At 68.5% G+C, this 12,395-nt stretch carries 11 protein-coding genes; 8 read left to right on the top strand and 3 right to left on the bottom strand.

Features of this window, described 5'->3' with window-relative positions; translation table 11 throughout:
* The first annotated feature begins 111 nt into the window (after positions 1–111).
* Both AB0H49_RS13065 and AB0H49_RS13060 read left to right on the top strand, forming a co-directional pair.
* On the top strand, positions 112–618 hold the full coding sequence (locus tag AB0H49_RS13065; RefSeq protein ID WP_357250708.1) for a TerD family protein: 507 nt from the start codon (positions 112–114) through the stop codon (positions 616–618).
* Positions 619–1,650 (top strand): NAD-dependent epimerase/dehydratase family protein, encoded by a 1,032-nt coding sequence (locus AB0H49_RS13060; RefSeq protein ID WP_357250705.1) that lies wholly within the window; start codon positions 619–621, stop codon positions 1,648–1,650.
* Positions 1,651–1,725: 75 nt separating this feature from the next.
* On the opposite strand, the gene AB0H49_RS13055 is transcribed toward AB0H49_RS13060, so the two are convergent.
* On the bottom strand, positions 1,726–2,358 hold the full coding sequence (locus AB0H49_RS13055) for a TetR/AcrR family transcriptional regulator (RefSeq protein ID WP_355001829.1): 633 nt from the start codon (positions 2,356–2,358) through the stop codon (positions 1,726–1,728).
* Between the two features lie 69 nt (positions 2,359–2,427).
* Between AB0H49_RS13055 and AB0H49_RS13050 the strand changes: the two genes are divergently transcribed.
* The 6 genes from AB0H49_RS13050 to AB0H49_RS13025 all read left to right on the top strand — a co-directional run bounded on the left by AB0H49_RS13050 (position 2,428) and on the right by AB0H49_RS13025 (position 9,965).
* A complete protein-coding gene (locus AB0H49_RS13050) occupies positions 2,428–3,951 on the top strand; it encodes an NAD(P)/FAD-dependent oxidoreductase (protein WP_357250701.1) in 1,524 nt (507 codons plus the stop codon).
* Positions 3,952–3,956: 5 nt separating this feature from the next.
* Positions 3,957–4,787 (top strand): SDR family oxidoreductase, encoded by an 831-nt coding sequence (locus AB0H49_RS13045; RefSeq protein WP_357250698.1) that lies wholly within the window; start codon positions 3,957–3,959, stop codon positions 4,785–4,787.
* Positions 4,788–4,792: 5 nt separating this feature from the next.
* The gene (locus AB0H49_RS13040; protein ID WP_357250695.1) at positions 4,793–5,710 is read left to right on the top strand and encodes an alpha/beta hydrolase; all 918 of its coding nucleotides are present in this window, start codon (positions 4,793–4,795) and stop codon (positions 5,708–5,710) included.
* 126 nt (positions 5,711–5,836) lie between these two features.
* Positions 5,837–7,630, top strand: coding sequence for a long-chain fatty acid--CoA ligase (locus tag AB0H49_RS13035; RefSeq protein WP_357250692.1), 1,794 nt, complete (start codon positions 5,837–5,839; stop codon positions 7,628–7,630).
* Positions 7,631–7,634: 4 nt separating this feature from the next.
* A complete protein-coding gene (locus AB0H49_RS13030) occupies positions 7,635–8,078 on the top strand; it encodes a CGNR zinc finger domain-containing protein (protein ID WP_357251013.1) in 444 nt (147 codons plus the stop codon).
* A 96-nt stretch (positions 8,079–8,174) separates the two neighbouring features.
* The gene (locus AB0H49_RS13025; protein ID WP_357250689.1) at positions 8,175–9,965 is read left to right on the top strand and encodes a molybdopterin-dependent oxidoreductase; all 1,791 of its coding nucleotides are present in this window, start codon (positions 8,175–8,177) and stop codon (positions 9,963–9,965) included.
* 174 nt (positions 9,966–10,139) lie between these two features.
* Here the strand turns inward: AB0H49_RS13025 and AB0H49_RS13020 are convergent, their stop codons facing one another.
* Positions 10,140–11,612 carry an MFS transporter gene (locus AB0H49_RS13020; protein ID WP_357250686.1) on the bottom strand — a complete coding sequence of 491 codons (1,473 nt, stop codon included), beginning with the start codon at positions 11,610–11,612 and terminating at the stop codon, positions 10,140–10,142.
* 50 nt (positions 11,613–11,662) lie between these two features.
* Complete coding sequence (locus AB0H49_RS13015; RefSeq protein ID WP_355001835.1) at positions 11,663–12,343, bottom strand: helix-turn-helix transcriptional regulator; 681 nt, start codon at positions 12,341–12,343, stop codon at positions 11,663–11,665.
* Between the last annotated feature and the right edge of the window lie 52 nt (positions 12,344–12,395).

The following is a 12,395-nucleotide window of genomic DNA, read 5'->3' as shown; positions in this document are numbered from 1 at the left end:
TGCCGACGGGACGGGGTCGCGGCTCATAGGGTGGGGGCGTTGCGCGCGTCGCGTGACGGAAGGGATTGGTGGAGCGTGGTTCCCGATGCGGGTGGGGGTTCCCTGGCCCTCGTGACGATGGGTATCGGCTGGGACGCGGCGGCCAAGCGGCGGTGGCTGCCCGGCAAACCGGCGGAGATCGATTTGAACGCGGCGGCATTGCTGTTCGCGAACGACGCGATCCTCGATGTGGTGTATCACGAGCAGCTGATGTCGCAGGACGGGTCGGTCCGCCACCTCGGCGACAGCACGAACGGCGAGGGGGACGGCGACGACGAGCTGATCACGATGGACCTGACCAGGATCGCGCCGCAGGTGAACACCGTGATCCTCCTGGTGACCTGCTACACCGGCCAGACCTTCGAGCAGATCGACAACGCCTACTGCCGGGTGATCGACGGCATGACCGAGACCGAGATCGCCCGCTACAACCTCAGCAAGCTGCACGCGCACACCGGCTTCCTCGCGGGTAAACTCGTTCGTACCCAACAGGGTTGGGAGTTCCGCTCGATCGACGAGGAGATCCAGGCCGAGCATCCGGTCGAGGCGGTGCCACAACTCGCCCCGTTCCTCGTCTGAATGCGAATCCTCGTCACGGGCGCCAACGGCTACCTCGGCAGCGCCGTCGCCGGGCGGTTGCCACGCGACGGACACCAGGTCGTCGGACTGGTGCATCGCGAACAAGACCGTCTCCCAAAGGGATTGCCGATCCGGTTCGCCGATCTTCGTGAGCCGGAATGGCTTACGGCGGCCGTGCGGGATGTCGATGCCGTCTGTCACCTGGCCGGACTCACCCGCGCCAGGGAATCGGTCGCCGACCCGCTGCCGTACTTCCAAGTCAACGTCGGCGGCACCGTGGCGCTGCTCGACGCGATGGCACGGGCGGGCGTCGAGAAACTGGTGTTCGCGTCGACCGTCGCGATCTACGCCACCGATATCCAGCCGATGACCGAAGACCTCCCCGACGCACCGCCCCACCCGTACGCCGCGAGCAAGCAGGCGGCCGAATCCGCCATCGCCGCCCAGGCCGCGACCGGCCGCCTCGCCGCGATAGTCCTGCGCATGTCCAACCTCGTCGGCGGCGCCGACACCGACCCCACCCGCCTGCTTCCCCGCCTGCGAGCCGTCGCGGCCGGGACCGGCGCCCGCCTCCCGGTCAACGGCGACGGCACCGCGACCCGCGACTACCTGCACATCGAGGACGCCGCCCGCGCCTTCACCGCCGCCCTCGCCCACCTCCCCGCCCCGGGCGCCTGCCACCGCTACAACATCGGCAGCGGAACCGGCACCAGCATCAACGACCTGATCGACCTCACCTCCCGCCTGACCGGCCGCCCCATCCCGGTCGACCACCACCCCGCCGCCCAGGAACCTCCCACCTTGATCGCCGACAACTCCCGCGCCGCAGGGGAACTCGGCTGGCGACCGACCTGGGATATCGAAGCGATCGTGCGCGAGATGTGGGCCGATCGACCCGACGATCACCCAGCGCACGACGTCGATCCGGCTCACCAGCGTTCAGCGTTCGATCAGCTCGCGGCCATGGACCACAACCCCTTCCTCACCGACGACGAAATCGCTGCCCGGGAGAACCGCGAGCGCCCGACTTAGCCCGATCGCACGCGCCAGCGACCGGTTCGGCTCCTCGAGCACACCAGTAGCGCAGCGTGGCGAACCCGAGTCCGCTCAGCCTCGGAGCGCGGAGGCCAGCTCCGGGCTCAACGCGAGCGCCAAGGTCAGCAGCGATTCCACCAGGAGTTCGACGAGTTCCTCGCGGCTGATCGGCTCCGTGCGCAACCAGGTGAGGGTGGTTTCCTCGACGAACGCGATCCATCCGCGCATGCCGAGCATCAGGCGCGGGTGGTCGGCGGGGTCGATGGGGGTCGGCGCCTCGGCGAGGATGATGCCGATGATGGCGTCACGGGTCTGGTCGACCAGCGGGACCAGGTCGGGGCTGACGCTGGTCGGGCCGCGCAACAGCGCGAGGTAGGACGTGCGGTTCTCGCTGACGTAGTCGACGTAGCGCTCGATCGAATCGCGCAGCATGTCGAAGATGCTCAGCGACCGGTCCGGCGCCACCCGCTCGAGCAGTTCGGCGTTCGCGTGCCGGACGACCTCGCGCTGAAAGTCCTGCTTGGTGGGGAAATAGTGGAACAGCAGACCGCGCGAGATCCCCGCCTGGGCCGCGATCTCGCTGACCGAGAGTTCCTCGATGGTGCGCTCGCCGAGCATCGTGGCGCCCAGCGCGAGCAGCTGTTGACGGCGTTCGTCCGGACTCAGCCGGGTCCGCTTGCCGTTCTCGCCGTGGCTCTTGCTCACGGACTCATGCTACTGAACGGAATTCAATTACTGTTGACTCACGCTCAATAAGCTCGTAGTCTCACTTACATGAGTCGCAAGGTTACAGACAAAGCTGTCGGCGACCGGTCCGTCCGCCACGCCAAGACGATCATCATCGGCAGCGGTTTCGCCGGTCTGGGTCTCGCCATCCGGCTGAGCCAGCAGGGCCGCAACGATTACCTGGTCCTGGAGCGCGGCAGCGATGTGGGCGGCACCTGGCGGGACAACACCTACCCCGGCGCCGCGTGCGACGTCCCCTCGCACCTGTACTCGTATTCCTTCGCACTCAATCCGAATTGGTCGCGCTCGTTCTCCCGGCAGGGCGAGATCCAGTCCTACATCCAGGGCGTCGCGAAGAAGCACAGCGTCCTCGACAAGCACATCTTCGACTGCGACGTGACCGGCGCCCGCTGGAACGACAACACCGCGCAGTGGGAAATCACCTCCAGCAAAGGCGATTTCACCGCCGACACCGTCGTCTCCGCGGTCGGCGCGCTCTGTGAGCCGAACCTGCCCGACATCAAGGGCATCAACACCTTCGAGGGCGAGATCTTCCACTCGGCCCGCTGGAACCACGACGCCGACCTGACCGGCAAGCGGGTCGCGATCATCGGCACCGGCGCCTCGGCGATCCAGATCGTGCCCTCGATCGCGCCGCGGGTCGCCTCGCTGGACGTCTACCAGCGGACCGCGCCGTGGCTGCTGCCCCGCATGGACCGGCCGTACCTGAAGGCCGAGCGGCTGGCGTTCAAGTATCTGCCCGGCGTGCAGCGACTCTCCCGCGCGGCCATCTACGCCGCCCGCGAGACCCAGGTCGTCGGCCTCGCCAAATTCCCCGCGCTGATGCAGGGCTTCCAACTGCTCGCGAAAGCCAAGTTGCAGTACGAGATCCGTGACCCCGAGCTGCGCAAGAAGGTCACGCCGGACTTCCGCATCGGCTGCAAGCGGATGCTGATCTCCAACGAGTACTACCCCGCGCTGAGCCGCGACAACGTCGACGTGGTCACCGACGGCATCCGCGAGGTCCGCGCGGGCTCGATCGTCACCAAGGACGGCACCGAGCGCGAGATCGACGCGCTGATCGTGGCCACCGGCTTCCACGTCACCGACTCGCCGACCTACGAGACCATCACCGGCAAGGACGGCCGGACGCTGAGCGAGGTCTTCGACGAGATCGGCCAGCAGGGCTACAAGGGCTCGACGATCGCCAACTTCCCCAACATGTTCTTCCTGCTCGGCCCGAACGTCGGCCTCGGCCACACCTCGATGGTGTACATGATCGAATCCCAGATCAACTACATCGCCGACGCGCTCGCCACCGTCGATCGCCTGGGTCTGCGCACCGTCGAAGTGCGCCGCGAAGTGCAGGACGCCTACAACAAGGACCTGCAGGCCAAGCTGAGCAAGACGGTGTGGAACACCGGCGGCTGCGCGAGCTGGTACCTGGACAAGCACGGCAACAATACGACGCTGTGGCCCGACTTCACCTTCCAATTCCGTAGGCTGACAAGGCATTTCGATGTCTCGGCCTACGCGACGACAACCGCGCCCGCCGATCTGAAAGCAGTGTGAAACCAGTGAGCAACGATGCTTACTTCCAGAACAAGGTCTGTGTCATCACCGGAGCCGGCTCCGGCATCGGCCGCGCGCTGGCCGAGAACCTGGCCAAGCGCGGCGCCAAGCTCGCGCTCTCCGACATCGACACCGACGGCCTCGCCGAGACCGTTCGCCGCTGCGAACAACTCGGAGCCAAGGTCAAGTCGGATCGGCTCAACGTGGCCGAGCGCGAGGCGGTGCTGCTCTATGCCGACGCCGTGCAGGAGCACTTCGGCGTGGTGCACCAGGTCTACAACAACGCGGGCATCGCCTTCCACGGCGAGGTCCTCCGCTCGGAGTTCAAGGACATCGAGCGGATCATGGACGTCGACTTCTGGGGTGTCGTCAACGGAACAAAGGCGTTCCTGCCGATGCTCATCGAGTCCGGCGACGGGCACGTGATCAACGTGTCCAGCCTGTTCGGCCTGATCGCCGTGCCGGGCCAAAGCGCTTACAACTCGGCCAAATTCGCGGTGCGCGGCTTCACCGAGTCGCTACGCCAGGAGATGCTCGTCGCCAAGCATCCGGTGCGGGTGACCTGCGTGCACCCGGGCGGCATCAAGACCGCCGTGGCCCGCAACGCCACCTACGCCGAGGGCATCGACAGCAAGAACGCCGCGTCCATGTTCGACAAGAAGCTGGCCATCCACACCCCGGCGATGGCCGCGCAGACCATCACCGAGGGCGTGCGCAAGGGCCACGGCCGAGTGCTGATCGGCTGGGAGGCGAAGCTGCTCGATATGTTCGTGCGCGTCACGGCCTCCGGCTACCAGCGCATCGCCGCCGCGGTGAACCGGCCCTTCCTGCCCTGACGACCATGCGAGAGTTCGACATTCCGCTGCCCGTCGGCCGCGTGCTGCTGAAGCCGGTCTTCCGGATGATGCTGAACGCTCGGCTGCCGTTCACGGTGCAGCGCACGCTGATGGATCTCGGTGCGCCACTGCAATTGATGCCCTCGGGCGTCACGGTGCGCAAGACGCGGCTCGGCGCTCGTCCGGCCGAACTGCACATCGCCGACTCGACCAGCCCGACCACCGCCGTGCTCTACCTGCACGGCGGTGGTTACGCGGTCGGCTCGATGGCCACCCATCGCTCGCTGGCGGCGCGGCTGGCCCGCGACACCGGAAGCGCGGTGTACGTCATCGACTACCGGATGGCGCCGGAACACCCGTTCCCCACGGGCCTGGACGACGCGGTCGCCGCGTTCCTGGAGCTGGTGTCGGAGAAGAATTTCCGGCCCGATCAGATCGCCCTCGCGGGCGATTCGGCGGGCGGCGGCTTGAGCATGGCCACCGCGCAGCGGCTGATCGCCGAGCACGGGATGACACCCGCCGCGCTCGGCCTGATCGCGCCGTGGACCGATCCCAACGAGATCCCCGATCGCGACGGCGACACGGTGATCAACAAGGCGTGGTCGCGCGCCTGCGCCGCCGCCTACCTCGGCGACGGCGACGGGAACGATCCCCGCTACGCGCCGCTGCGCGGAGTGCTGCACGGGCTGCCGCCGACCTACGTGCAGGTCGACGTCAGCGAGCTGCTGCACGCGCAGTGCGTCGCGCTGGTCGCGGCGCTGCGCGGCGCGGGCGTGCACGTGCGGTTCACCGAGAGCCGCGGGCTATGGCACGTCGCGCAACTGCAGGCCGGGCTGTTCCGGCCCGCCGCCGTCGCGCTGCGCGAACTATCCGATTTCCTGCGCGATGCCGTCCAACCGGTGTCGGCCAGCGACCTAGGATAAGACGACAAAAGGAGTCCTGGAAGTGTCGACCGATTACCGAGCAGCGAGATTTTCGGTGGTCGATGACACAGCCCGGCACAAGGTGTCGTAGATTACTGGCGAGTAAACCCACGTGGAAGGGCACTGATGCGAGAGTTCGAAGTCCCGGCTTCCTACACCATTCCGGATGACGCGAACAATTCCGACAACGTCTTCCGCCACGCCGAGCAGTCGCCGAACGCGGTGCTGTTCAACGTGCTGAATGGCAGCGGCGGGTGGCGCGACGTCACGGCGGCGGAGTTCGCCAAAACTGTCACCGGCGTGGCCAAGGGCATCATCGCCTCCGGCATCGAACTCGGCGACCGCGTCGCCATCATGGCCCCCACGCGTTACGAGTGGGCCGTACTCGACTTCGCCATCTGGGCCGCGGGCGGCTGCACCGTCGCGATCTACGACAGCTCCGCCGCCGAGCAGGCCAAGTGGATCCTGCAGGACTCGGCGACCAAGCTGCTTCTCGTCGACAACGACAAGCACCGCGCCACCATCGACGAGATCGAGGCGGGCTCGCTGCCCGATCTGAAGGAAACCCTGCAGATCGAGAAGGGCGCCGTCGACGAGCTGATCGCCCGCGGCGCCGAGCTGGACGACCAAGCCGTGCACGACCGCCGCGCGCAGGTCGGCGCGGCCTCGCCCGCCACCCTGATCTACACCTCGGGCACCACGGGCCGCCCCAAGGGCGTCATGCTCACCCACGCGAACCTCTACGCGGAGTCCAAGTCCGACCGGATCGCGCTGAAGCAGTACATCATCGAGGGCAGGAAGACCCTGATGTTCCTGCCGCTCGCGCACGTGTTCGCGCGCGCGGTGGCGCTGACGGCCTTCGACGCCAAGGTGATCGTCGCGCACACCTCCGACTGGTCCACCCTGGTCGACCAGTTCGGCAGCTACCGGCCGCACTTCATCCTCTCGGTGCCGCGCGTGTTCGAGAAGGTGTTCAACGCCTCCAAGCAGAAGGCGCACGACGGCGGCAAGGGCAAGATCTTCGACGCCGCCGCGGACACCGCCATCGCCTACAGCGAAGCGCTGGACAACGGCGGCCCTGGCCTCGTGCTCAAGCTCAAGCACGCGGTGTTCGACAAGCTGGTCTACAGCAAGCTGCGCGCGGCCCTCGGCGGGCAGTGCGAGGCGGCTGTCTCCGGCGGCGGCCCGCTGGGCGCGCGCCTCGGCCACTTCTTCCGCGGCGTCGGCGTGACCATCTACGAGGGCTACGGCCTCACCGAGACCACGGCCGCCATCACCGTGAACACCCCCGAGCACATCCGGGTCGGCTCCGTCGGCCGTCCGGTCGAGGGTCACGCGGCGAAGATCGCCGAGGACGGCGAGCTGCTGCTGCGCGGCTCCGTGGTGTTCGGCGGCTACTGGGGCAACGCCGAGGCCTCCGAGGAAGCCTTCGAGGACGGCTGGTTCAAGACCGGTGACCTCGGCGCCATCGACGCCGACGGCTTCGTGACCATCACCGGCCGCAAGAAGGAAATCATCGTCACCGCGGGCGGCAAGAACGTCTCCCCCGCGCTGCTCGAGGACTCGCTGCGGGCGCATCCGCTGATCAGCCAGGTGATGGTGGTCGGCGACGGCCAGCCGTTCATCGGCGCGCTGATCACCCTCGACCCGGAGGCGCTGCCCGGCTGGAAGGAAAGGCACGGGCTGCCCGCCGACACCGCGATCGAGAAGCTCATCGAGAACGCCGAGCTGGTCGCCGAAATCGACGCCGCGATCGCCGAGACCAACAAGAAGGTCTCGCACGCCGAGCAGATCAAGAAGATCCGCATCCTCGCGGTCGACTGGACCCAGGAGGGTGGCGAGCTCACCCCGAAGATGTCGCTCAAGCGCGCCGTCGTGATGAAGCAGTACGCCTCCGAAGTGGAGAAGATCTACAGCTGATCGGCTGATCGCCGAAGGGCGCTGTTCGCGGGTTCGTCTCGCGGACAGCGCCTTTCGCGTTTCGCAGCGTATTCACGAGGTACGCGACCACGTCGCGGCCGCTCTCGACGCGCTCCTGCATGGTGTCCGCCCGCCCGCCGACGCACTGCGCGCCCTCACCGCCGCCCAGTCCGCCGCCCCAGCCGTCCGCCGCTTGCACTGGGACGGCGCCGCGATCGTCGCTACCCCCCACCGGGACGCCGCCTCCGCCGAGCGCCTGTCAGCGGTCCTCGCCGAAGCCGCGGCCGACCTCCTCACCGACTCCGCCCTCACCGAACTCGAGCGCTGCGAAGCCGACGACTGCGTACTCCTCTTCCTCCCCGCTCACCCCAAACGCCGCTGGTGCTCCCCCGACCGTTGCGGCAACCGCGTCCGCGTGGCGCGCTACTACCGCAAGCACAAGGAGTAAGCGGGGCTGGCGGGCCCGCCCGGTCGACGCGAGCGAAATGGTGGTCGGTGGACTTCGGGTCGGGCGCGGGCGGGGTGGGCGCAGTAGGCTCGCGGCATGGCCGTACTGCGGTGGCGGGTGGCTGCCGGGATACTGTCCGCCGGGTTGGCGCTCGGCGTGGCGGAGCTTGTCGCGGCGTTCATCAGGTCGGAGAGCGCGCCGATGTATGTGCTCGGCTCGACCGTGGTCGACCACACCCCCGACGGACTGCGCGGATGGGCGATCAGCACGTTCGGTACGGCCGACAAGACGGTGCTTTTCGTCTGCATGGGGATTGCCGCGGTTCTCGTCGCGGGTCTCGCGGGCGCACTCGAACGCGTCGATCGCGCGACAGGCTCCACGCTGCTCGTCTTCTTCGGCTTGGTCGCCGCCTTCCTCGCGGCCGAGCGCTACGGTTTTCTCGCCGCGATACCTACCGTAATCGGCGTGGCCGCAGGCGTTTACGCGCTCCGCGTGCTGACCGAGCAGATCGCGGACGCGTTTCCCGGCGCACCATCCGAAGTGTCCGCCCCGGCCACGTCACCGTCCGGCCGCACGACTTCCCCTTCGCCGTCATCCCCACAGGTTCACCCCGGCTCCACCGCGAGCATCGCATCCGAAACTTCTGGCGCACAGTCCGACTCGGATGCGCCCGAACGTGCCGATCGGTTGCAGGCACCGGGTTCGACGCGCAGCGATGCCGTAACCGCGGCTCACACGGACACCGCCGCGGCGGCGAGGGCCGACACCCCCGCCGACCCGCCCAGCGAAGCAGGGGACGGTTCCAGCCGCACAACGGGACCGCAGCGGCGGGATCTGTTGCGAGGGCTGGCTGTCACCGGGGGTGTGGCGGTGCTGGCCGGAGTGGGTGGGCGGTTGTTCGGAGCCCGGCGCGGGGATGTCTCCGCAGAGCGGGCGGCGGTGGTACTGCCGAGACCGACCGAGCCGGGGATCTCGTTGCTGCCCGACGCCGATCTGCGGGTGCCCGGGCTGACGCCGTACATCACCGCCAACGACGACTTCTATCGGATCGACACGGCGCTGTTCCTTCCGCAGGTGTCGATCGAGGACTGGTCGCTGCGCATCCACGGCATGGTGGACCGCGAAATCCGCATCGGCTGGGCGGATCTCGCGCGGCGGCCGGTCGTGGAGCGGCTGATCACGCTGGCCTGCGTTTCGAATCCGGTGAACGGCGATCTGATCGGGAACGCGCTGTGGCGCGGCTACCGCCTCGACGAGTTGCTCGCCGAAGCCGGTCCGCATGCCGACGCCGACATGGTGCTCTCCCGCAGCAAGGACGGCTGGACGGCGGGCTCCCCGCTGGCCGTGCTCACCGACGGCCGCGACGCCCTGCTCGCGGTCGGCATGAACGGCGAACCGCTGCCGGTCTCCCACGGCTACCCGGCCCGGCTGGTGGTGCCCGGCCTCTACGGCTACGTCTCGGCCACCAAATGGGTGACCGAACTCGAGGTCACCCGGTTCGACCGCGCCACCGCCTACTGGACCCGCCGCGGCTGGTCGGCCCACGGCCCGATCAAGACCGGCACCCGCATCGACACACCGCGCGGCCGCGTTCGCCGACCACCCGGCCGCGTCCCCGTCGCGGGCGTGGCCTGGGCCCAGCACCGCGGCATCACCGCCGTCGAAGTCCAGATCGATGACGGCGACTGGCGCCCCGCCCGCCTGTCCACCGAACAGTCCATCGACACCTGGCGCCAATGGGTCTACGACTGGGACGCCACCCCCGGCACCCACACCCTCCGCGCCCGCGCCACCGACGGCACCGGCGAAACCCAAACCGCCGACCGCCGCGACGTCATCCCCGACGGCGCCACCGGCCACCCCACCCTGACCCTCACCATCGGCTGATCTTCGTGCTGGACCACCGCTGACCCAGTACCGGCCGCACGTCGTGCTGGAGCCGGGCGGGACCGAGATCATCGATATGCCAGTGCGTTTGAAGGTGGACTGGGAAAGACTTTCCGGGCTCGTAGGTTGACCGCCGCATCTCGGAGTTTGCGGGATGCGACGGTCAGCCGAGAGTCAGGCCTTGACGGTGTCGACCTTGGCGGGTTCGTCGGTGGGAGTGCCCGCGCCGTGGCGGATGAAGAGGGCCGAGGCCAAGACGCCGATCAGCAGGATGGCGGCGGGGAGGAGGATGGATTCGCTGAGAGCGGAGCTGAATTCGCCCAGGATCTGCGGGGGAATGGGGCCGTGGCCGACGCCTTCCGCGGTGGGCGCGCCGCCCGCGAGTCCGTTGGCGGACATGCGGGCCGCGATCAGGGCGCTGATGGCGGCGCTGCCGAGCACCGAACCGACCTGGCGGGTGGTGTTGTAGATGCCCGCGCCCGCGCCGGCCTGCTGAACGGGCAGGTTGTGGGTGGCGGTGGCGGCCAGCGGCGCCCAGATGCAGGCGTTGGCGAAACCGGCCACCGCGGCGGCCACCAGGAACCACGCGAGGTTCGAGTCCGGCGTCATGATCGCCGACCACCAGAAGATCGAGACCGCGAACAGCGCGAAGCCGAGGGTCGGCACGACGCGCGGGTGCAGCCGGTCGGCGAACTTGCCGACGAACGGCGCGAACACGCCGGTCACGATGGCCATGGGCGCGAACACCAGCGCCGACCTGGTCGGCGACATCTCCCGGACCGCCTGCAGATAGAAGTACGCGGGCACCATCACCGAGACGACCGTCGCACCCATCGCGGCGATGGCCACGTTCGACAGCGCGAAGTTGCGGTCACGGAACAGCGCGAGCGGCACCAGCGGCTCGCCGGTATTGCGCGCCTGGTTCAGCACGAACAGGCCGAGCACCACCAGACCCGCGCAGATCGTCAGCCAGATGCGGGCCGACCAGTCGTAAGTGTTGCCCTCCTGGATGCCGAACACGAGCAGGAACATGCCGACGCCGCTGAGCAGCACGCCGGGGATGTCGAACTTGTGCGGGTTCGTCGGCAGCGCGGGCACCAGCCACACCGCCAATACGAAGGCGATGATGCCGACCGGCACGTTGACGATGAAGATCCACTCCCAGCTCAGCCCGTCGACCAGCACGCCGCCAAGGATCGGGCCGACCAGGGTGGCCAGACCCGCGACGCCGCCCCACAGACCCATGGCCGCGCCGCGCTTGTCCGGCGGGAAGGTGCGGGTGATCACCGCCATGGTCTGCGGCGTCATGAGCGCGGCGCCGATGCCTTGTAGGGCGCGCGCCGCGATCAGCATGCCGACGGTGTGCGACAGTCCGCACCACAGCGAGGCGGCGGTGAAGACCGCGAGGCCGATCAAATAGATGTTCTTGGGTCCGTAGCGATCACCGAGGCGGCCGGTGACCAGCAGCGGCACCGCGTAGGTCAGCAGGTAGGCGCTGGTGACCCAGATGACCTGGGAGATGTCGGCCTGGAGATCCTGCATGATCGCCGGGTTGGCGACCGCCACGATCGTCATGTCCAGCAGGATCATGAAGAAGCCGATCACCAGCGCCAACAGCGCCGGCCACGGATTGCGTTGGGTGGACATGGATTTCGTTCCTCTCCAGGAGGGTCGTCGGCTGCGGTCGGTCGTCGAGGTCACGGCGACCACCCAGTCGGGCGCCGCGGTGTGGGCGGCGGTGTCGGAGGGGTGCCGTCACCCCAGGGGTGTTCGGGCCCGTCGAGCCGTTCGCCGGTGCGCGGGTCGAACTCCTCCCACTCGAGTGCGCCGCCGGCGACTTCGTCGAGGAAGCCGACCAGCCACGCGTGCTCGGCCGCGACGGTGGCGCGCAGATAAGGCAGCACAATCCAGTAGCGGCGCGGCACCTCGTGGGCGCGGGCCCACTCGGCCATCGTGGCGAGGTCGGTGAGATCGTTCTCGAGGTGCGCGACGCGTTCGCGCACCAGCGCGAGCACCTCGTCCTTCGGCAGGTTGTGCGCTTCGCCCAGCGCGACGGGGAAGAGCGGGTATTCCCGGGTGGGATACCGCAGTATCTCGGCGATCCTGGCGCGCAGCGCCGCACGCCCGGACGCGGTGATCCGGTAGATGGTGCGCTCGGGGCGGTTGCCCGCGCGGTCGACGCCCTCGGCGCACACCAGTTCCTGGTCGGCCAGCCGGGCCACGGTGTGATAGAGCGAACCCGGCCGCAGCTTCACGACCAGGTTCTCGCCCCGCCGCAGCATCAGCTGATACATCTCGTACGGATGCATGGGCCGCTCCTCGACCAGCGCGAGCACCGAGACCGCCAACGCGGTCAACGTCGGACGCGCCTCGCCCATGTGATCACCTCCCGCTGGAATCCACCCGCCGCGCCGCGGGAGACGAGCCGCC

The organism is Nocardia sp. NPDC050713 (genome assembly GCF_040654315.1).
Classification (GTDB): Bacteria; Actinomycetota; Actinomycetes; order Mycobacteriales; family Mycobacteriaceae; genus Nocardia.
The sequence above is the reverse complement of the archived record's forward strand: the minus strand, read 5'-3'. Positions and strand labels throughout refer to the sequence as shown.

Coding starts and splice junctions, on each gene's coding strand:
- AB0H49_RS13060 (WP_357250705.1), top strand. CDS start 619: ATGCGAATCCTCGTCACGGGCGCCAACGGCTACCTCGGCAGCGCCGTC.
- AB0H49_RS13050 (WP_357250701.1), top strand. CDS start 2,428: ATGAGTCGCAAGGTTACAGACAAAGCTGTCGGCGACCGGTCCGTCCGC.
- AB0H49_RS13040 (WP_357250695.1), top strand. CDS start 4,793: ATGCGAGAGTTCGACATTCCGCTGCCCGTCGGCCGCGTGCTGCTGAAG.
- AB0H49_RS13035 (WP_357250692.1), top strand. CDS start 5,837: ATGCGAGAGTTCGAAGTCCCGGCTTCCTACACCATTCCGGATGACGCG.
- AB0H49_RS13025 (WP_357250689.1), top strand. CDS start 8,175: ATGGCCGTACTGCGGTGGCGGGTGGCTGCCGGGATACTGTCCGCCGGG.
- AB0H49_RS13020 (WP_357250686.1), bottom strand. CDS start 11,612: ATGTCCACCCAACGCAATCCGTGGCCGGCGCTGTTGGCGCTGGTGATC.
- AB0H49_RS13015 (WP_355001835.1), bottom strand. CDS start 12,343: ATGGGCGAGGCGCGTCCGACGTTGACCGCGTTGGCGGTCTCGGTGCTC.